At 72.0% G+C, this 19,225-nt stretch carries 17 protein-coding genes, 1 tRNA gene and 1 riboswitch; of the genes, 13 read left to right on the top strand and 5 right to left on the bottom strand.

What is annotated here, in order from left to right:
* The first annotated feature begins 45 nt into the window (after nucleotides 1-45).
* Nucleotides 46-211: riboswitch (cyclic di-AMP (ydaO/yuaA leader) on the top strand.
* 4 nt (nucleotides 212-215) lie between these two features.
* Both QIY60_RS00375 and QIY60_RS00370 read left to right on the top strand, forming a co-directional pair.
* Complete coding sequence (locus QIY60_RS00375) at nucleotides 216-1,160, top strand: M23 family metallopeptidase (protein ID WP_283140529.1); 945 nt, start codon at nucleotides 216-218, stop codon at nucleotides 1,158-1,160.
* Nucleotides 1,161-1,290: 130 nt separating this feature from the next.
* A complete protein-coding gene (locus QIY60_RS00370; protein WP_283140528.1) occupies nucleotides 1,291-2,082 on the top strand; it encodes an SGNH/GDSL hydrolase family protein in 792 nt (263 codons plus the stop codon).
* A gap of 66 nt (nucleotides 2,083-2,148) precedes the next feature.
* Here the strand turns inward: QIY60_RS00370 and QIY60_RS00365 are convergent, their stop codons facing one another.
* From QIY60_RS00365 to QIY60_RS00350, 4 genes are all read right to left on the bottom strand, one after another.
* Nucleotides 2,149-3,141, bottom strand: coding sequence for an NAD-dependent epimerase/dehydratase family protein (locus QIY60_RS00365; protein WP_283140527.1), 993 nt, complete (start codon nucleotides 3,139-3,141; stop codon nucleotides 2,149-2,151).
* A gap of 91 nt (nucleotides 3,142-3,232) precedes the next feature.
* Complete coding sequence (locus QIY60_RS00360; protein WP_283140526.1) at nucleotides 3,233-4,030, bottom strand: polysaccharide deacetylase family protein; 798 nt, start codon at nucleotides 4,028-4,030, stop codon at nucleotides 3,233-3,235.
* Between the two features lie 110 nt (nucleotides 4,031-4,140).
* Nucleotides 4,141-5,052 (bottom strand): pentapeptide repeat-containing protein, encoded by a 912-nt coding sequence (locus QIY60_RS00355; RefSeq protein ID WP_283145772.1) that lies wholly within the window; start codon nucleotides 5,050-5,052, stop codon nucleotides 4,141-4,143.
* A gap of 207 nt (nucleotides 5,053-5,259) precedes the next feature.
* Nucleotides 5,260-5,439 carry a hypothetical protein gene (locus QIY60_RS00350; protein ID WP_266985691.1) on the bottom strand — a complete coding sequence of 60 codons (180 nt, stop codon included), beginning with the start codon at nucleotides 5,437-5,439 and terminating at the stop codon, nucleotides 5,260-5,262.
* 148 nt (nucleotides 5,440-5,587) lie between these two features.
* Here QIY60_RS00350 and QIY60_RS00345 point away from each other — a divergent pair, with 148 nt between their 5' ends.
* The 7 genes from QIY60_RS00345 to QIY60_RS00315 all read left to right on the top strand — a co-directional run bounded on the left by QIY60_RS00345 (nucleotide 5,588) and on the right by QIY60_RS00315 (nucleotide 11,379).
* A complete protein-coding gene (locus QIY60_RS00345; RefSeq protein WP_283140525.1) occupies nucleotides 5,588-6,028 on the top strand; it encodes a PPOX class F420-dependent oxidoreductase in 441 nt (146 codons plus the stop codon).
* 97 nt (nucleotides 6,029-6,125) lie between these two features.
* Entirely contained in the window at nucleotides 6,126-7,319 is a 1,194-nt protein-coding gene (locus tag QIY60_RS00340) for an MBL fold metallo-hydrolase (RefSeq protein WP_283140524.1), read from the top strand.
* Between the two features lie 196 nt (nucleotides 7,320-7,515).
* Nucleotides 7,516-9,405 carry an ATP-binding protein gene (locus QIY60_RS00335; RefSeq protein WP_283140523.1) on the top strand — a complete coding sequence of 630 codons (1,890 nt, stop codon included), beginning with the start codon at nucleotides 7,516-7,518 and terminating at the stop codon, nucleotides 9,403-9,405.
* 7 nt (nucleotides 9,406-9,412) lie between these two features.
* A complete protein-coding gene (locus tag QIY60_RS00330; RefSeq protein WP_101391062.1) occupies nucleotides 9,413-9,847 on the top strand; it encodes a roadblock/LC7 domain-containing protein in 435 nt (144 codons plus the stop codon).
* Nucleotides 9,848-9,849: 2 nt separating this feature from the next.
* Entirely contained in the window at nucleotides 9,850-10,221 is a 372-nt protein-coding gene (locus QIY60_RS00325) for a DUF742 domain-containing protein (RefSeq protein WP_067166125.1), read from the top strand.
* Nucleotides 10,199-10,813 (top strand): ATP/GTP-binding protein, encoded by a 615-nt coding sequence (locus QIY60_RS00320; protein ID WP_101391063.1) that lies wholly within the window; start codon nucleotides 10,199-10,201, stop codon nucleotides 10,811-10,813. Before QIY60_RS00325 ends, QIY60_RS00320 begins: the two co-directional genes overlap by 23 nt.
* Nucleotides 10,810-11,379, top strand: a complete 570-nt coding sequence (locus tag QIY60_RS00315; protein WP_283140522.1) for a GAF domain-containing protein — start codon at nucleotides 10,810-10,812, stop codon at nucleotides 11,377-11,379. The genes QIY60_RS00320 and QIY60_RS00315 overlap by 4 nt, the downstream gene beginning before the upstream one ends.
* Nucleotides 11,380-11,405: 26 nt before the next feature.
* Here QIY60_RS00315 and QIY60_RS00310 read toward each other — a convergent pair whose 3' ends face one another.
* Nucleotides 11,406-12,611 (bottom strand): acyl-CoA dehydrogenase family protein, encoded by a 1,206-nt coding sequence (locus tag QIY60_RS00310; protein WP_283140521.1) that lies wholly within the window; start codon nucleotides 12,609-12,611, stop codon nucleotides 11,406-11,408.
* A 610-nt stretch (nucleotides 12,612-13,221) separates the two neighbouring features.
* Between QIY60_RS00310 and QIY60_RS00305 the strand changes: the two genes are divergently transcribed.
* The 4 genes from QIY60_RS00305 to QIY60_RS00290 all read left to right on the top strand — a co-directional run bounded on the left by QIY60_RS00305 (nucleotide 13,222) and on the right by QIY60_RS00290 (nucleotide 18,192).
* On the top strand, nucleotides 13,222-14,406 hold the full coding sequence (locus tag QIY60_RS00305; protein ID WP_283140520.1) for a Gfo/Idh/MocA family oxidoreductase: 1,185 nt from the start codon (nucleotides 13,222-13,224) through the stop codon (nucleotides 14,404-14,406).
* A gap of 108 nt (nucleotides 14,407-14,514) precedes the next feature.
* Nucleotides 14,515-14,591: transfer RNA gene (locus QIY60_RS00300), tRNA-Pro, on the top strand.
* A gap of 167 nt (nucleotides 14,592-14,758) precedes the next feature.
* The gene (locus tag QIY60_RS00295) at nucleotides 14,759-16,978 is read left to right on the top strand and encodes an NADP-dependent isocitrate dehydrogenase (RefSeq protein WP_283140519.1); all 2,220 of its coding nucleotides are present in this window, start codon (nucleotides 14,759-14,761) and stop codon (nucleotides 16,976-16,978) included.
* Nucleotides 16,979-17,148: 170 nt separating this feature from the next.
* Nucleotides 17,149-18,192, top strand: a complete 1,044-nt coding sequence (locus QIY60_RS00290) for a trypsin-like peptidase domain-containing protein (protein ID WP_283140518.1) — start codon at nucleotides 17,149-17,151, stop codon at nucleotides 18,190-18,192.
* Nucleotides 18,193-19,225 lie beyond the last annotated feature (1,033 nt).

Genomic DNA, 19,225 nt, shown 5'->3' with positions numbered 1-19,225 from the left:
TTACGGTCACCGCAATCCGGGTGGACCGCCGAATCCTGCCACCGCTCGGAATCCGCACCCATCCACGTGTGGCAGGAGCGGGGGACCCAGGTAAGCGCCGTCCGGAGTTCCGGCACGGCTCGGGGTGAAGCCGGAGCACCGCACGCGGTGCCCGGCCGGGCAGCTCCAGCCCGAACCCGACAGCTCACCTCGCAGGCGCCGGAGAGGAATCCGCCATGCCCGCGAAGGGTAAGCACCGCCGTCCCAAGTCCAGCCCGATATCCCGGGGCATGGTCGCCGCCGGTACGGGCGGCGCCGCGCTCGCCATCCCGCTGCTGGGCGCCACCGGCGCGCACGCCGCGGTGAAGACCGCCGCCCCCGCCGCCGCCCCGCAGCAGGCCGCCCGCACCTTCGCCGCCGCTCCGGCCGCCGCCCCGCAGGCCGCGCCCACCACGTACAAGGTCAAGAGCGGCGACTGTCTGTCGCAGATCGCCGAGGACCACCGGCTCGGCGGCTGGCAGCGGCTCTACAAGGACAACCGTGAGGTCGTCGGCTCCGACCCGTCGCTGATCCGCCCGGGCATGAAGCTCGTCCTCGGCGCGAAGGCCACGGGCGGCGCCACCTCGCACGGCTCCGCCAAGACGAGCGGCTCGCACGACTCCGGTACGAAGGCGTCGGCCACCCGCACGTCGAAGTCGTCCCGGGCCGCCTCCGCCCCCGAGGCGTCCACCGCCGACACCGCCCCGTCCACCACCGCGAACCAGGGCTCCGCCTCCGGCTTCAGTGCACCGCTCGACAGCGTGAGCATTGGCACCCCGTACCGCATGGCCGGATCCATGTGGTCCAGCGGCTACCACACGGGCGTCGACTTCGCGGCCGAGACCGGCACCACGGTGAAGGCCGTCGGCGCGGGCACGGTCGTCTCGGCCGGCTGGGGCGGCGCATATGGGAACCAGGTGGTCATCCGGCACGCCGACGGCATGTACTCCCAGTACGCCCACCTCTCGCAGCTCTCCGTCTCGGCCGGGCAGACCGTGGCCGAGGGCCAGCAGCTGGGGCTCTCCGGCGCCACCGGCAACGTCACCGGGCCGCACCTGCACTTCGAGATCCGCACCACGCCCGACTACGGCTCGGACGTCGACCCGCTCGCCTATCTCCGTCGGCAGGGCGCGAGCCTCTGACGGGCGTTGCCACGTCCGTAATTGGCGTGTATTCCCGCTGCGGGGATCTGACCGGGTGGTCTATATCACCCACCGTCAACCCCTCCTTACGGTCGCGTAGGTCACACCCGTAAGGGAAAGATATGGTCTCGTGGCAGACGATTCGAGATCATTCAACAGCGGTACGTTCGGGTCGTACACGGCGATCGGCGACAGCTTCACGGAAGGCGTCGGCGACCCCGGCCCGGACGGGGCGTTCGTCGGCTGGGCGGACCGGTTCGCCGTGCTACTGGCAGACCAGCGACCGGAGGGGGCCTTTCGCTACGCCAATCTCGCTGTCCGCGGCAGGCTCCTCGACCAGATCGTCGAGGAGCAGGTGCCGCGGGCCAAGGAGCTCGCGCCCGACCTGGTGAGCTTCTGCGCGGGCGGCAACGACATCATCCGGCCGGGCAGCGACCCGGACGACGTGGCCGAGCGCTTCGAGCGCGCCGTGGCCGACCTGAAGAGCGCGATCCCGACGGTCATGGTGACCACCGGGTTCGACACGCGCGGGGTGCCGGTCTTCAAGCATCTGCGGGGCAAGGTCGCCACGTACACCGCGCACGTGCGCTCCATCGCGGACCGCTACGGGTGCCCGGTGCTCGACCTGTGGTCGCTCAAGTCCGTGCAGGACAGGCGGGCGTGGGACGAGGACCGGCTGCACCTGTCGCCGGAGGGGCACACCCGGGTCGCGCTGCGCGCCGCCCAGGTGCTGGGGCTGCCGATCCCGGCCGACCCGGACCAGTCGTGGCCCCCGCTGCCGCCGCGCGGCACCCTGGAGGTGCGGCGCGACGACATCCACTGGGCGCGCGAGCACCTGGTGCCGTGGATCGGACGACGGCTGCGCGGCGAGAGCTCGGGCGACCACGTGGAGCCGAAGAGGCCTGACCTGCTGCCGCTCTGACGGTCCATCAGGTTCTGCTCCATCTCCTGACGGACCGTCGCACGGGTGGCTCGCCGCACGTACGGCCTAGCCGTGCAGCAGCTTGCGTTCCGTCTCCGGGTCGAGGCCGACCCGGGGGCGGTCCGGCCGCTGCGGCGGCTCGCCGCCGATCGACTGGAGCCAGGCCCAGGTGTCGGCGACCGTCTCCTCGACGGGACGGCAGCGCAGCCCCGAGAGCACGGCCTTCCACACGTTCGAGCCGTGCATCGTGCCGTGCAGCTCGCCCGGCGGGATCCACACGGGCAGGTGGTTCCACGGCTCGACCCCGGCGGCCAGGATCGGCTCCGGGTCCGTCCAGCGCAGCTCGGCGCCGCCGCCGGTGACCCGGGCGCACGCCTCAAGGAGCTCGCCCATGGTGGTGTGGTCCGGCGGGGAGACCAGGTTGTACGGGCCGCAGAGCCCGAAGTCGGCCGCGCTGACGATCCACTCCGCCAGGTCCCGGGCGTCGATGAACTGGACCGGCAGATCGCGCGGCCCCGGCGCGAGCACCTCGCCGCCGCGCGCCATGCGCCCCAGCCACCACGGCAGCCGCCCGATGTTCTCCCACGGGCCGAGGATCAGCCCCGCGCGCACCAGGAGCGAGCGGTCCGGGCCGAACTCCTGGACGGCGGCCAGCTCGCCGCCGCGCTTGGCCTGCGCGTAGGCCACCTCGTCCCCGTCGTCGGGGGAGCCGTCGACCGGCGTCGCGCCCTCGTCGGCCCCGGCCGGGACCGGGTGCTCGTACACGGACCGGCTCGACACGTACACGTACCGGGCGACGCGTCCCTGCGCGAGCAGCCGCGCGGCGTCGCGCACCGCCGAGGGCGCCCCCGACCAGGTGTCCACGACCACGTCCCACCGCCCGTCGGCGAGCGCCGCCAGACCGCCCTCGGCGGTCCGGTCGCCGATCAGCGCCCGCACGCCCGCGGGCGGCTCGTGGCGGCCCCGGTGGAAGACCGTCACCTCGTGCCCGCGCGCCACCGCGGCCTCGGCCACGGCGCGGCCGACGAATTCCGTACCACCCAGTATCAGCAGCTTCATGGCCGCAACTCTGCCTGCCGGAACGGGTTATGAGAACCGTTGCATGCTGAGGGCGAAATCGCGGAGGACGTCCACGTGCGGCGCGGGAGCGTCAGGGGCGGTAGAGCTGGCCGGGCTTCGGGGCGGCGGGGGAGAGCAGCTGGGGCACGGTCACGAAGGTGAAGCCGCGCGCCTTCAGGGCGTCGATGATCCCGGGCACGGCGGGCACGGTCCCGTCGTAGATGTCGTGCAGCAGGATGATGCCGTCGCGGTCGGCCTGGTCGAGGATGCGCTCGGTGATCAGGGCCGAGTCGTTGGTGGAGTAGTCCTTGGCGGTCGCGCTCCACAGGATCTGCGAGAGCCCCAGCTCCTTGCTGACCTTGGTGACTTCCTTGTTGGTACGGCCCTGCGGCGGCCGCATCAGGACCGGCTTGCGGCCGGTCAGCGCGGCCACCGCCTCCTGGGTGCGGTTGAGTTCGGCGCGTATCTCGGCGGGCTTCAGCTTGTCCAGGCGCTCGTGCGACCAGGTGTGGTTGGCGACCTCGTGGCCCTCGGCGGCGATGCGGCGCACGGTGTCGGGGTACTTCTCGACGTGGTTCTTGCCCAGCAGGAAGAAGGTGGCGTGCACCTTCTTCTCCTTGAGCGTGTCGAGCAGTTGGGGCGTCTTCGCGCCCGGCCCGGCGTCGAAGGTCAGGGCTATGCACTTGGCCTTGCGGCAGTCCACCCCGGCCGCGCCGCCCGCGTCGGCGCCCGCCGCGGCCTTGCTGTCGAGCGCGTCGCTGCGGGCGGAGCGGGGCGAGACGGCGCCGTCGGAGCAGCCGGTCAGCGTCAGACCGAGCGCGGCCACGGCGACCAGAGCGGCGGCCGCCCGTCCCCGGGCACGACGGACTTCGGAATTGCTGCTGCGCATGACGCGCCTCCCCTTCGGCCTGGACCAGAACATGATCCGGACTATACGCGAGGTGTATACACGGGGTTCATAGTGGGGTGGCGCAAGAGCGCAGGTGGGCGGGCGGCCGGCTACTTGCGGCGGGACCCGGCCGGGCCGGAGCCCCTGCGCCGGGAGGCGCCGGGCTTGCGGGAGGGGCCGCCCTTGGGGGCCGGGGCGGCGTCCTTGCGCCCGGACGGCGCGGGTGAGGCCGAGGCGCTCCAGTGCGACGGGCGCTCCAGGCCCGCCGGCAGGACCGTGCCCGCGTCGCCCCGCGCCGCGTTGACCTGCGACTGGGTGAGGAAGAGGCAGTCGGTGAGGTCCGCGCCGCAGAGGTCGGTGTCGCGGAAGTCCGCGCCGATCACATCGGTGAGCCGCAGATCCGCCCCGCTCAGATCGGCCGCGATGAGGTACGCCCCGCGCAGGTCCGCGCCGCGCAGATCGGCGCCCTTGAGCCGGGCCCCGAACAGATCGGCGCCCCGGCGGTCCTTCTTCTTGCCCGGCACCTCGGCGCGTACCAGCTCACTGGTGCGCAGCAGCAGCGCGTTCACCTCGGCGCGGTGCGCGGCGACGTCGAGCCCGAGGAGCGTGTCCACGTCGCTGAGCGTCAGCCGCTCGATCTTCTCGTACGCCGCCGCCACCTGCTGGTGGACCGGGCGCGCGGCCGGGCGGGCCTTCGCCTCGGCGAGGTACCAGAGCAGCTCGTGGAGCTGGCGCATCACCGGGAGCGCCGCGAACATCTGCCGCGACCCGTCCGGGGCCTCGCGCCAGTTCCGGCCGACGAAGGTGACCTGGGAGATCTTCTGGCCCGCGCCGAAGCAGTCGTACACCGTGCACCCCTGGAAGCCCTTGGGGCGCAGCTTGTCGTGGATGCCGCAGCGGAAGTCCTGCCCCAGGTTGGAGCAGGGGTCCCCGGCGGCCTTGTCGACGGCGAAGTCCGTGGACCGCGAGAACGCCAGCGCGACACAGCACAGGCCGAAGCAGTTCGCACAGTCGGCCCGCAGATCCGAGCGGTCGTCCGCCGGACCGGGCGCCGCGTCGGTCCGCTCACGTACGCGGTTCTCGGATGTCTCGGACAAGGCGGGCGTTCTCCTGCGGTGTGTCGGTCGGCCGGGCGGGCGGCCGCTGTGGGGTGCGCCGCAGGCCCGGCGCGGGCATATGTGCAGGTCGAGCCTATCGCCCGGGTCGCAGCGCCCAGGGGGCGGCGGGGGCTACGCGGCTTCGTCGAGATCGGCGGTCGTGGCCGCCGCCCACAGGGTGAGCAGCCGCTCGTACTCCTCCGAGGGCCAGCCGCCGTCCGGGTCCGCGCTGTCGACGAGGTCGCGGATCGCCGCGTTGGCGGCTTCGGCGTCCGGCAGTACGGAACCAGGGACGTGGGCGGAAGTGGACATGCGTCCAGCCTAAGCGCACGGTCCGACAATCGGCCCCGAATAGTCACTGCCAGGTCCATCACACGGTCATCGGCCATCCCCCACATCCCCTTCACCGCACCCGCGCGGGCGTGGGAATCGGAGGTGCGGTCGCGCTGTTCCAGTGGCCATGACGGCATTCGACGCACCCGAGGAAGCACTGCTCAAGCTGGTCGCGGCGGAGAAGGGCGGCGTCCTCGCCACCCTCAAGCGCGACGGGCGGCCGCAGCTGTCCAACGTGAACCACGCGTACTACGCGGACGAGGGCGTGATCAAGGTCTCCCTCACCGACGACCGGGCCAAGACGAAGAACCTGCGCCGCGACCCGCGCGCCAGTTACCACGTCACCAGCGCCGACCGCTGGGCCTGGACCGTGGCCGAGGGCACGGCCGACCTCTCCCCGGTCGCCGCCGACCCCCACGACGCGACCGTCGAGGAGCTGATCCAGCTGTACCGGGACGTCCAGGGCGAGCACCCGGACTGGGACGACTACCGGCGGGCCATGGTCCGCGACCGGCGCGTGGTGCTCCGGCTGCGGGTCGAGCGCGCCTACGGGCAGCCGCGCGCCTGAGCCGTCCCCGGCGGGTCGCTGCCGCGTAACGGCGCTGTTCCCGCGTTGTCGTACCCGCCGCACATAATGGAACGACCCCCGAGCCCCAGGAGGTGCCGTGACCGGCGCTGGTTCTCTGCTCCCACTCCGCTCCCGGCTGCGCGAGCTGCGCCCCGCCGCGTTCGGGGCCGACCCGGCGGGGGAGCGCCTGGAGCGGATCCGCCGCTCGCCGAACTTCGCGGACGGGGTCTTCCAGAACCCTCAGGGCGCGCGGACGCGGCCGTCCGGCTCGATGCTGGAGTTCGCCAAGATCTACTTCGAGAAGGAGCAGCGGGCCCTGCGCGCCCCGGTGGGCAACATCCCGGTGCACGCGACGACGCTCGCCGACCTCGCCAAGCCGCCCGCCACCGGACTGCGGCTCACCTGGATGGGGCACTCCAGCGTCCTGGCCGAGATCGACGGCCGCCGGGTGCTCTTCGACCCGGTGTGGGGCGAGCGCTGCTCCCCCTTCGCCTTCGCCGGCCCCAAGCGCCTGCACCCGGTGCCCGTCCCGCTGGCCTCGCTCGGCCCCGTCGACGTGGTGGTCATCTCGCACGACCACTACGACCACCTGGACCTGCCCACCATCCGCGGCCTCGCGGGTACGGGGACGGTGTTCGCGGTCCCGCTCGGCGTCGGCGCCCACCTGGAGTACTGGGGCGTCCCGGCCGACCGCGTCCACGAGCTCGACTGGAACGAGTCGACGAAGGTCAACGGGCTCACCCTCACCGCCACCCCCGCGCGCCACTTCTGCGGCCGGGGCCTGCGCAACCAGCAGCACACGCTCTGGGCGTCCTGGGCCGTCGCCGGCCCCGAGCACCGGCTGTACCACAGCGGTGACACGGGGTACTTCGAGGGCTTCAAGGACATCGGCGCCGAGCACGGCCCGTTCGACGCCACGATGATCCAGATCGGCGCCTACAGCGAATTCTGGCCGGACATCCATATGACTCCGGCCGAAGGCATGCGGGCCCACCTCGACCTCCAGGGCGGCCGGCCGCACGGCGTGATGCTCCCGATCCACTGGGGCACCTTCAACCTCGCCCCGCACCCGTGGGCCGAGCCGGGCGAGGGGACGATGGCAGCGGCGGCAGCGGCGGGCGCCGGGATCGCGCTCCCCATCCCGGGTGCACCCTTCGAACCCACCTCGGAAAACGTGCCGACCGCGCCCTGGTGGCGCCCGGTCGCGCCGACCCCGCCGGGCGGCTGGCCGGTGCACACCCGCAAGCCCGCCAAGGCGGGAGAACAGGAGACGGCACCGGTCGTCTCCTAGGAGATGACCCGGCATTTCGCGCTGCCGTACGAGGCGTCATACCAGAGCGGGACGCGGTAGGGGGAACTTTTCCAACTGCGCACCGAGGGTGAGGGGTTGACCACTACTGTGAGTGGCCGACGATCAACGCGGGCCCGCATCGGTTGAGTTGGGCCCGGGACCACGATCTCTGGGACCCCACGTACCGAGGACGCAGATGTCTCATCTTCGCGCACCCGCCGCGCGGTCCGAACGCCGCGAGGGCGGGCGGCACGGACGTACGGCACACCGGCCGCAGCCCCCGGCCGCCCCCGCGAGCGCCCCGGCTCCGGCGAGTCGGCCGCCGAGCGGGCCGCGGCCGTCCACCGAGGGCCGCATACGACCCCAGCTGCTGCGCACCGCGGTGCTGCCCGCCGTGGCCGCCGTGGTGTGCGGCGCGGCCGCCGTCGTCTTCACCCTCCACTCCACCCACGCCCACCCCTCGGAGATGCTCTGGGCGGCGCTCGGCGGCATGGCGGTCCTCGCCGTCGCGTCCGTGGCGGCCGCCGCGGTGGGCGCCGACCGGGCCGCCAAGACCGTGCTCGGTCGCGCCAACGGGCTGCGCCGGGGCAGCGCCCGCTCGGCCGCCGACCTGCGCACCGTGGTCGAGGGGCTGCGCCGCGGCGAGGGCCCGCCCGCCCGTCGCGCGGCCGCCCAACTCTCGCCCGGCGCCGACGAGTTCGAGCTCCTGGCACACGAGCTGACCCGGTCCCACGAGGCGGCCGTGGCCGCCGTGGTGCAGGCCTCGCAGCTCTCCAGCAGCGTCGGCAACGAGCAGAAGGTCGAAGTCTTCGTCAACCTGGCCCGCCGCCTCCAGTCCCTCGTCCACCGCGAGATCCAGCTCCTGGACGAGCTGGAGAACGAGGTCGAGGACCCCGAGCTGCTCAAGGGCCTGTTCCACGTCGACCACCTCGCCACCCGCATCCGCCGGCACGCGGAGAACCTCGCCGTCCTCGGCGGCGCCATCTCCCGCCGCCAGTGGTCCCACCCGGTGACCATGACCGAGGTGCTGCGCTCCTCGATCGCCGAGGTCGAGCAGTACCCCCGGGTCAAGCTGGTGCCCCCGATCGACGGCACCCTGCGCGGCCACGCGGTCGCCGACGTCATCCACCTGCTCGCCGAACTCGTCGAGAACGCCACGCTGTTCTCCGCCCCGCACACCCAGGTGCTGCTGCGGGCCCAGCTGGTGACCGCCGGGCTCGCCGTCGAGGTCGAGGACCGCGGTCTGGGCATGCCCGTCACCGAGCAGAACAAGATGAACGCGCTGCTCTCCGACCCCGATCAGGTGAATGTGGCCCACCTCCTCCAGGACGGGCGGATCGGTCTGTTCGTGGTCTCCGCGCTGGCCCGCAGACACGGCATCGCGGTCCGGCTCCAGACCAACATCTACGGCGGCGTCCAGGCCGTACTGGTGCTGCCGCAGGGCCTGTTGGGCGCCGACTCCGAGAGCCTCAAGGAGGGGCAGACGGCCGAGCGGCAGCCCCTCCCGGAGCCCGCCAGGACCCCGCTCCCGGCGCACCCGCAGCCCCACCCCACCGCGCAGACACCGCCGCCCGCGCCCGCCCCGGCCGCCGCGCCGATGCCGCCGCCCGCACACCGCACGCCCGCGCACGGCACCGCGCTGCCGCCGCTGCCCCGCCAGCCCCAGCACGGCGAGACCGCGTCCACGCAGGGCACGACGCCGCTGCCGGTGCGCGCCGCCCACGAGGAGCGGCCCAACCCGGCCGCCGCCGTCCCCGGCCACCGGGGCACGGGGGAGGCCGCGGTGCCCCCGATACCCGTGGCGAACGGTACGGTGCGCGGCGCGGCCCGGCCCGACCTTCCCCGGCGCCGCAGCCAGGAGCACCTCGTCCCGCAGCTGCGGGACGCTCCCGCCGCGCGCAAGGAGGACGAACACGCCCTGCACGACCCGGGGTTGATGGCGGCGTTCCAGCGGGGCATCGGCCTCGCCGAGTCGCAGCCGGCCCCGCACGACAGCCCCGCCGTACCGCAGCCCCACCCGTCTCACCCCGCACAGCCGTTACACCACCCCCAGGCAGAAACTGACGCCGAACACTCCAAGGAGTAGATGCACCATGGCGAGCGATGCGCCCACCGGACACGTCTCGGACCTCGACTGGCTGCTCAGTGGACTGGTCCAGCGGGTGCCCTACACACGCAACGCGGTCCTGCTCTCCTCCGACGGGCTGGTGAAGTCCGTGCACGGTCTGGACGTCGACAGCGCCGACCACATGGCGGCCCTGGCCTCCGGGCTCTACTCGCTGGGCCGCAGCGCGGGCGCGCGCTTCGGCGACGGCGGCGAGGTCCGCCAGGTGGTGGTGGAGCTCGACTCCACGCTGCTGTTCGTCTCCACGGCCGGCTCAGGCACCTGTCTCGCCGTGCTCGCCGGACGCGAGGCCGACGCGGCGGTGCTCGGGTACGAGATGGCGATGCTGGTGAAGAGCGTACGGCCCTACCTCGTGACGCCGGCCCGGCAAGGCGCCGGGACACCGAGCGGCACGAGGCACTGAGCGTGCCGGCCCCGCAGGACGGCCCATGGCTCGACGACGCGGCCGGGCGGCTGATCCGCCCGTACACCGTGAGCAACGGCCGCACCCGGCCCACCGCCACGCTGGACCTGCTCTCCCAGGTGATGGCGACCGGGCAGCCGCCGCAGACGCACCTCGGGCCCGAGCACTCCCAGGCGCTCGGGCTGTGCGAGGGGCCGACCTCGGTCGCGGAGATCGCGGCCCATCTGCGGCTGCCCGCCGTCGTCACCAAGGTGCTGCTGTCCGACCTGGTGGACTGCGGGGCGGTGACGGCCCGCGCGCCCCGCTTCCACCACACCCCCACCGACCGTTCTCTGCTGGAGGCAGTGCTCGATGGCCTACGACGACGGCTCTGACGTCAGCCCCGCCGTGGATCTCTTCCCCACCGCGCTGAAGATCCTCGTCGCCGGCGGCTTCGGGGTCGGCAAGACGACCTTCGTGGGCGCGGTCAGCGAGATCGAACCGCTCTCCACCGAGGAGCTGCTCACCACCGTCAGCGTGGCGCACGACAGCCTCGAAGGGGTGGAGTCCAAGACCACCACGACGGTCGCCATGGACTTCGGGCGCATCACGCTCGACGAGCGGCACGTCCTGTACCTGTTCGGCACGCCCGGGCAGGAGCGGTTCTGGTTCATGTGGGACGAGCTCTCCGAGGGCGCGCTCGGCGCGGTGATCCTCGCGGACACCCGGCGCCTGGAGGACTGCTTCTCCGCCGTGGACTTCTTCGAGCGGCGCGGGATCGGCTTCCTCGTCGCGGTCAACGAGTTCGACGGGGCCTACCGCTACACCCCGGAGGAGGTCCGGTCCGCCATAGACCTCAAACCGGAGGTTCCCGTCGTGCTGTGCGACGCCCGTATCGGCAGCTCCGGGATCGGGACCCTGGTCACCCTGGTCCAGCACCTGCTGTCCACCTTCCCGGCCGCCACCAGCCATGGAGCGCACACATGACGTACGACCCGACCGGCCATCTGCTGCTCACCCCCGTCGACCGGGAGGCGCCCGTCCGCGTACAGCGGCTGCGCCAGCTCGGCATGGGGGAGCAGCCCGATCCGGCCTTCGACGAGTTCGCCCACAAACTCGCGGAGGTCACCGCGGCGCCCTATTCGATGGTCAACTTCATCGACGAGAACCAGCAGTTCTTCGCCGGGCTGCACACCCCGGAGGGGGCGCACGCGGGCACCGATCTGACCGCGGTGGCCAACTCGGGCGGGGTGAGCCGGTTCATGGCCCGCGACCACGGCTACTGCCCGCACGTGGTGGTGCGCCGCAAGGCCCTGGTCCTGGAGGACGTCTGCGACTACCCGCGCTTCGCGGGCAACCCGGTGGTCGACGAGATCGGCATCCGCTCCTACCTGGGCGCGCCGCTGATCGACCGGACCGGTATCGCGCTCGGCACCATCTGTGTCGTGGACACCGAGCCGCGGCCGTGGGGCCGGGCCGGTCTGGAGACGATCAAGTCGATGGCGGCCGAGCTGATCGAGCAGATCCACCGCCGGGAGGACGGCGGCTTCTGACCGCCGCCCTCCCGTTTCCCGTGCGGTCAGTGGGCCGCCGCGAATTCCTCCGTGCGGACGACGTCGGAGAGCCGCTGTGACCACTGGCCCTTCGTCGTGCCCAGCGCCACTTCGGCCAGCCGCAGCAGCTGGACGTCCGTGGTGCCGGCCGGGGCGAAGATGTGGTGCGCGTCCCGCAGGTACCGCTCGATCGGGCGGTCGGTGAAGAGACCGGCCGCCGCGTGGATCTCCATGGCGGCGCGCGCCGAGTCCAGCGCGGACTCCACGTTGACCACCTTGGCGTTCATCAGCTCGGCGTCGCAGGGCAGGCCCTGGTCGAGCAGGTGCACCGCGTGGTACGCGGCGAGCCGGGCCGTCATCAGCCGGGACTGCAGCTGCCCCAGCTTGATCTTGATGTTGGGCAGTTCGTAGAGCGGTTTGCCGTAGCGGATCCGCTCGGTGCAGAACTTGGTGGTCTCCTCCAGGATCGCCCGGTGGATCCCGAGCGAGACGGCCGTCAGATTGGCCCGGCCGTACAGCACGCTGGAGGAGTAGGCCACGGCGAGCCCGTCGCCCTCCTCGCCGAGCCGGCTCTCCACCGGCACCCGGCAGTTGTCGAAGTAGAGCTCGCCGAAGCTGAACCCGTGCAGGCCCATCGTGTCGCGCTCGGCGCCGAGCGAGAACCCGGGCCGGTCCGGTTCGACGAGGAAGGCGGTCAGCCCCCGGGAGCCGGGGCCGGTGCGGACGACGACGCCGTGCACATCGCCGACGTGGCTGTTGCCGACGTACACCTTGCGGCCGTTGAGGACGTAGTCGTCGCCGTCGCGGACCGCGCTCGCCGTCATCCCCAGCACATGGCCGCCGGACTCGGGCTCGGTCACGGCGATCGTCGGAAGGCAGTCACCGGCGGCGACGGCGGGCAGCCAGTGCTTCTTCTGCTCCTCGCTGCCGAAGTGGACTATCTTGGCCACTCCCAGCTGGGAGGCCTGTGCCATGGCGCCCATGGCGCCGCTGACCCGGGACAACTCCTCGATGATGATGGTCTTCCCGAGGTGTCCGACGCCCATTCCCCCGTACGACGGGCTGACGGTGGCGGCTATCCAGCCCTGCCGGGCGATCAGCCGGGACAGGTCGTACTGGACGGAACGCGCCGCCTCCATCGCCGCTATCCGGGGCCGGATCTCGCACTCCGCGAACTCCCGTACACACTCCCGTAGCTGGTGGTGCGGGCGGCTGCTGAAGTATCCGTCCATGGCGAGCCCTCCTCCGCGAAACGCCTGCTCGTAACGGTGTTCGAGCAGGTGGTGCATCGGCAGTGGTCCCCGTCCCGAAGAGGCCGACCTCATCATGTTGTTGATCATTCAGTGGCGCTTCAACATCCTTGTCAACTTTGGCCGAAACGCGGCGTGTTGACGTTTGACTACTGGCGTGTTCTGTGAGGTTGGCCTCCCCGGTTCCACTCGGTTGGCATTCCCCGGTCTCGTCTCCTTGCCACATGCCAAGGGCAAAGGTTTCGTGGGCAAACGGCACTGAGGGACAGGATTCGGTCCCGGATGTGCACGGGGATGGCATCGAGGAGCGCCCCGGGATGCGATTGGGCGCCGGGCTTGACCGCATGCGGACGCCCGTGGCCCGCCCGCCGTACGGCCTCCGCCTGTGCGAACCTGATCGCTTCCTCCCGCGAGGGGTGAAGCGCTGTTCCGGACCGGCGCGTTGGAGTGCCGCCAGGTGGCGGCGGCGCGAAACAGTTGTCCCAGGCGCGTGGTCCGGCGTGCGGTACCGGATCGGGCGCCGATGTCATCATCGGGCAGCGGACCACCCGGCACGCCGGGCCACCAGGCCAAGAACGTAAGGAAGTTGACCATGACCGACCTCCGTATCGGCGTCCTCGGTTTCGGCCTGCGCGGCAGTCTCGCCCGCGTCGCCCACCGCCCGGGCCGCGGCTCCGCCGTGACCGCGCTCGCCGACCCCGACCCCCGGGCCAGAGCGGAGGCGGCCGGGGCCTTCCCCGGCGCCGCCATGACCGGCGACCACCGCAAGGTCGTCGAGGACCCCGACCTCGACGCGCTGCTCGTCCTCACCCCCGACCGCACCCACGCCGACATCGCCTGCGCGGCCATGCGGACGGGCAAGCCCGTCTTCGTCGAGAAGCCCCTGGACATCTCGGTCGAGCGCTGCGACACGATCCTGCGCACGGCGTACGAGACCGGGGCGCGGCTGTACGTCGGCCACAACATGCGCCACATGCCGGTGGTCCGGCTGATGCGGGACCTCGTCGAGCGCGGGGCGATCGGCACGGTCAAGACGGTCTGGATCCGCCACTTCGTCGGCTACGGCGGCGACTGGTACTTCAAGGACTGGCACGCCGAGCGCGCGAACACCACCGGTCTGCTGCTCCAGAAGGCCGCCCACGACATCGACGTACTGCACTGGCTGGCCGGCGGCTACGCGCGCGACGTCCAGGCGATGGGCGACCTCATGGTCTACGGGGACAACCCGCACCGGCGCGCACAGGGCGAGCCCAAGGCGGACGACTGGTACACCAAGGACGGCCACTGGCCGCCGCACACCCAGCGCGCCCTGAACCCGGTGATCGACATCGAGGACGTCTCGCTCCTGAACATGCGCCTCGACAACGGTGTGCTCGCCGCCTACCAGCAGTGCAACTTCACCCCCGACTACTGGCGCAACTACACGGTGATCGGCGACGCGGGCCGTCTGGAGAACTTCGGCGACGGGCCGGGCAGCCGGGTCAAGGTGTGGAACGCCCGGCGCTCCCACTTCCGCGACGAGCCCGACGAGGTCCACGAGGTGCCGTCCGCCGCGGACGATTCGGGCCACGGCGGGGCCGACCCGCTCCTGATCGACGAGTTCCTGCGCTTCGTGCGCGAGGGCGGCCGTACCGACACCTCGCCGGTGGCCGCCCGGATGGCCGTGGCGGCGGGCTACCAGGCGACCATGTCGCTGCGCGACGGCGGCACGCCCCGGCGGGTCGAGCCGCTGGACCCGGAGCTCGCGGCCTATTTCGCGGCCGGTCAGGTCCGCTGAGGCGGCCCGCCGGACCGGGCGGCCGAAAGGGGTTCGTGACCACCGGTCGAAGTGCGGTATTGTTCTCGTGCTGGTTCGGCCGGGGGAAACCCCAGGTCAGACGGGCATCGGGACGTGGCGCAGCTTGGTAGCGCACTTGACTGGGGGTCAAGGGGTCGCAGGTTCAAATCCTGTCGTCCCGACCAGCGTTTTCGCAGGTCGGAAGCCGTCTTCTCCATCGGAGAAGGCGGCTTTCCGTGCGTTCGGGCGGGGAATTTCATGGGTTCCGCCGGGCCGGGCCCCTGTCCGGCCCGGGTCCGTCACGAGATATCTTGATGTCGAGCAATGTTGCATACGTGGAGTGGAGCACCCGGTGACTGACTCGACCATCATCTACACCCACACTGACGAGGCGCCCGCGCTGGCGACGTACTCGTTCCTGCCTGTGGTCCAGGCGTATGCCTCGACGGCCGGGGTCACTGTGGAGACGCGGGACATCTCGCTGGCCGGGCGGATCATCGCCCACTTCCCGGAGTACCTCCAGGAGGGGCAGCGCATCGACGACGCCCTCGCCGAGCTCGGCGAGCTGGCGAAGACGCCCGACGCGAACATCATCAAGCTGCCGAACATCTCGGCCTCGATCCCGCAGCTCAAGGCCGCCGTCGCCGAGCTGCAGGCGCAGGGCTACGCGCTGCCGGCCTACCCGGACGACCCGCAGACCGACGAGGAGCGCGACGTCCGCGCCCGCTACGACAAGGTCAAGGGCAGCGCCGTGAACCCGGTGCTGCGCGAGGGCAACTCGGACCGCCGCGCCCCCGGCTCGGTGAAGAACTACGCCAAGGCCCACCCGCACCGCATGGGCGCCTGGACCCCCGAGTCGAAGACGAACGTGGCGACCATGGGCGCCGACGACTTCCGCTCCACGGAGAAGTCCGCGGTCGTCTCCGGCGCCGGCTCGCTCCGCATCGAGCTGGCGGCCGAGGACGGCACCACCACCGTGCTGCGCGAGTCCGTACCGGTCCTCGCGGGCGAGGTCGTCGACGCCTCCGTGCTGCGCGTCGCCGCGCTGCGCGAGTTCCTGACCGAGCAGATCGCCCGCGCCAAGGCCGAGGGCGTGCTGTTCTCGGTGCACCTCAAGGCCACGATGATGAAGGTCTCCGACCCGATCGTCTTCGGCCACGTGGTGCGCGCGTTCTTCCCGAAGACGTTCGCGGCGTACGGCGAGACGCTGGCCGCGGCCGGTCTGTCGCCCAACGACGGCCTCGGCGCCATCCTGGGCGGCCTCGCCGCGCTGCCCGAGGGCGACGCGATCAAGGCGTCCTTCGAGGCCGAGCTCGCCGAGGGCCCGGCCCTCGCGATGGTCGACTCCGACAAGGGCATCACCAACCTGCACGTGCCGTCCGACGTCATCGTCGACGCCTCGATGCCGGCCATGATCCGCACGTCGGGCCACATGTGGGGCCCGGACGGCCAGGAGGCCGACACGCTCGCCGTCCTGCCGGACAGCAGCTACTCCGGTGTGTACCAGGTCGTCATCGACGACTGCCGCGCCAACGGCGCCTTCGACCCGGCGACCATGGGCTCGGTCCCGAACGTCGGCCTGATGGCGCAGAAGGCCGAGGAGTACGGCAGCCACGACAAGACCTTCGAGGTCGCCGCCGCGGGCACCGTCCGCGTCGTCGACACCGAGGGCAACGTCGTCCTGGAGCAGCCGGTCGCCGCCGGTGACATCTTCCGGATGTGCCAGGCCAAGGACCTGCCGATCCAGGACTGGGTCAAGCTCGCCGTCACCCGCGCCCGCGCGACCGGTGTCCCGGCCGTGTTCTGGCTCGACGCGGAGCGCGCGCACGACGCGCAGCTGATCGCCAAGGTCAAGACGTACCTCGCCGACCATGACACCGACGGTCTCCAGATCGAGATCCTGTCGCCGGTCGAGGCCACGAAGTTCTCCCTGGAGCGCATCCGCAAGGGCCTGGACACCATCTCGGTCACCGGCAACGTGCTCCGTGACTACCTGACCGACCTGTTCCCGATCCTGGAGCTGGGCACCAGCGCCAAGATGCTCTCGGTCGTGCCGCTGATGAACGGCGGCGGCCTCTTCGAGACGGGCGCCGGCGGCTCCGCCCCCAAGCACGTCCAGCAGCTGGTCAAGGAGAACTACCTGCGCTGGGACAGCCTGGGCGAGTTCTTCGCCCTCGCCGCCAGCTTCGAGCACCTCGCCACGACCAAGGGCAACGCGCGCGCCCAGGTCCTGGCCGACACGCTCGACCGCGCCACCGGCACCTTCCTCAACGAGGACAAGTCCCCGAGCCGCAAGCTCGGCGGCATCGACAACCGCGGCAGCCACTTCTACCTGGCCCTGTACTGGGCCCAGGAGCTGGCCAAGCAGACCGACGACGCGCAGCTCGCGGAGGCGTTCGCGCCGCTGGCCAAGACGCTGGCCGAGCAGGAGCAGAGCATCGTCGGCGAGCTGATCGCGGTCCAGGGCTCCCCGGCCGACATCGGCGGCTACTACCAGCCCGACCCGGCGAAGGCGGCGGCGGTCATGCGCCCGTCGACGACCTTCAACCAGGCCCTCGCGACCCTGGCCTGATCCGACAGCGGCACCCGTACCGCCCCGGCCGGCACCACGCCCGGCCGGGGCGGTCCCCTTTCCCGGGGCCCGCGCCCCGGATTTCCCCGGCCCGAGCTTCGCGGACCACCCGCGAAAGCGCCGCCGCGCTGGCACGATGGGGAAACTCCGGCGCGGCTCAAGGGGGAGCAATGGTCGAGTTAACCGTGGAAGAGCGTCAGCGGCTCGTCACCCTGCTGGCCGCCGTGCCGGTCCTCGGCTCCCCGTCCGGGCGCGCCGAGATCCTGAATCTGGCCGGTCTGGGCGACCTCGTCCCGCACATCGACCTCGAAGGCCCCACGCTGGTCGCGGTCAGCCGCGTCGTCACCCACCTCTCCGCGTACGGCAGGCTCTCCTACGACCACGAGGCCCTCGGCCTCCTGCTCAATCTGATCGCCACCCTCACCGGCAAGGAGCAGCAGGACTTCATCGCCGCCCTGCTGCTGCGCCACCGCATGATGGTCCCGGTCTCCCCGGCCCCCGCGGTCACCGCCTGGAAGGGCGCCACCAGCCCCGGCGGGCTCGAAGAGAAGATCATCGCCGCCAATACGCTGCGGCCGGTCCACTTCCTGGAGCTCGCCCTGGCCGCCGCCCGCCCGGTCTGCCAGATCGTGGTCGAGCACGGCACCGGCCGCTGGACCGGCACCGGCTTCCTGGTCGCCGACGACCTGCTGCTGACCAACGAACACGTACTGCCGCACGCCGATCTGCTCGACGGCGCCCGCTTCGTCTTCAACTACGAGGACGACTCGGCGGGACGGCCGCGCCCGGTCCACGAGGCCCGCGCCACCGGCCGACTGTATCTCGCCGACGCGCGCTGCGACTTCGCGCTCGTCGAGCTCGCGGAGAGCCCCGGCAGCGAGTGGGGGCACCTGGAGATATCCGGGGCGCCGCCCCGGCAGGGCGACCGCGTCAACATCGTGCAGCACCCCGCCGGGCGGCCCAAGCAGATCGCGTTCCAGAGCAACTTCGTGGAGTACGTCGACACCGACGTCGTCCAGTACGTGACGGCCACCCTGCCCGGCTCCTCCGGCGCACCCGTACTCACCGACGACTGGCGGGTCTGCGCGGTCCACCACGCCGGCGGCAACCTCCAGGAACCCGCCACCGGCAGCTACTACTACCGCAACGAGGGGATCCTGCTGAGCCGGATCCTGCGGGAGCTCCCGCCCGACGTCCGCTCCCGGCTCGGCTGAGCGCCCGGCGCACCCGGGGGAGACCGGCATGTCAGATTCCGACCGCGACGGGCTGCGCGGCAGACTCATCCAGACCCTCGCCACGCTGCCCGGTATGAACGACCCCGGGCAGCGGGCGTTCCTCCTGGAGAGCGCCGGATACGGGGAGGCGCTCCTGCACGTCGCCCCCGGCACCACCACCGTCTTCTTCTTCAACACGGTCGTCAAACGGATCGCCCTGGACGGCCCGCGCGCCCTCGCGGACTTCGTGCGCGCGCTCGCCGCGGTGGGCGTCGTCGGCGTGGACCGCCAGGAGGCGATGGACCGGCTCGCCGACGAGGTCGCCCGGCTCGACCCCGCCGGCCTCGACGCGCTCACCGCCACCGGCACCCCCTTCGCGGGGCTGCGCGAGCGGGCCCGGCGCGCCACCCTGCGGGAGATATCCGAGATCGGCTCCAAGTACCTGCGCGAGCTCTACTTCCGCCACCACGAACTGGAGGACCGGGTCGAGGAGTTCCTGGCCAACGACAGCACCTGTCTGCTGGTGGTCTCCAAGCCCGGCCGGGGCAAGACCAATCTGCTCTGCTCCCTCGCCGAGCGCCGCCTCGACGACTCGCCGGTGCTGCTGATGTCGGCGCGCGTCCCGGTCTCCGAGCCGCACGGGCTGCTCAGCCTGATCGCGACCCGCCTCGGCTACGGCGCCGACTGGCCCGGCTGCTTCGCGGACCTCGCCCGCACCGCCGCGCCCGGCCGCCCGCCGCTGCTGCTCCTGGACGCGATCAACGAGTCCCCGGCCAAGCCGGACGCGATGAAGGCGGCGCTGCACGAGCTGCTGCGGCAGGCCGAGAGCGCCGGGGTGAAGGTGGTGGTCACCTGCCGCACCGACTTCTGGCAGTTCTACCGCGCCCCGTTCTGGGCCAGTTACGTCTGGCAGCGCGAGCCCGTGCAGAACGGCCCGAGGGCCACCCCGGCGACCCGCGTCGAGGACGTGCCGCTCTTCCCCCTCGCCTCCTTCCCCGAGATCGCCGCCGCCTACTTCAACGCCTTCGGCATC

This window comes from Streptomyces sp. BPTC-684 (assembly GCF_030028635.1).
Classification (GTDB): Bacteria; Actinomycetota; Actinomycetes; order Streptomycetales; family Streptomycetaceae; genus Streptomyces; species Streptomyces noboritoensis.
This window is presented reverse-complemented; position numbering and strand designations above follow the sequence as displayed.

Coding starts and splice junctions, on each gene's coding strand:
- QIY60_RS00375 (WP_283140529.1), top strand. CDS start 216: ATGCCCGCGAAGGGTAAGCACCGCCGTCCCAAGTCCAGCCCGATATCC.
- QIY60_RS00365 (WP_283140527.1), bottom strand. CDS start 3,141: ATGAAGCTGCTGATACTGGGTGGTACGGAATTCGTCGGCCGCGCCGTG.
- QIY60_RS00360 (WP_283140526.1), bottom strand. CDS start 4,030: ATGCGCAGCAGCAATTCCGAAGTCCGTCGTGCCCGGGGACGGGCGGCC.
- QIY60_RS00350 (WP_266985691.1), bottom strand. CDS start 5,439: ATGTCCACTTCCGCCCACGTCCCTGGTTCCGTACTGCCGGACGCCGAA.
- QIY60_RS00345 (WP_283140525.1), top strand. CDS start 5,588: ATGACGGCATTCGACGCACCCGAGGAAGCACTGCTCAAGCTGGTCGCG.
- QIY60_RS00335 (WP_283140523.1), top strand. CDS start 7,516: ATGTCTCATCTTCGCGCACCCGCCGCGCGGTCCGAACGCCGCGAGGGC.
- QIY60_RS00330 (WP_101391062.1), top strand. CDS start 9,413: ATGGCGAGCGATGCGCCCACCGGACACGTCTCGGACCTCGACTGGCTG.
- QIY60_RS00320 (WP_101391063.1), top strand. CDS start 10,199: ATGGCCTACGACGACGGCTCTGACGTCAGCCCCGCCGTGGATCTCTTC.
- QIY60_RS00315 (WP_283140522.1), top strand. CDS start 10,810: ATGACGTACGACCCGACCGGCCATCTGCTGCTCACCCCCGTCGACCGG.
- QIY60_RS00310 (WP_283140521.1), bottom strand. CDS start 12,611: ATGGACGGATACTTCAGCAGCCGCCCGCACCACCAGCTACGGGAGTGT.
- QIY60_RS00305 (WP_283140520.1), top strand. CDS start 13,222: ATGACCGACCTCCGTATCGGCGTCCTCGGTTTCGGCCTGCGCGGCAGT.
- QIY60_RS00290 (WP_283140518.1), top strand. CDS start 17,149: ATGGTCGAGTTAACCGTGGAAGAGCGTCAGCGGCTCGTCACCCTGCTG.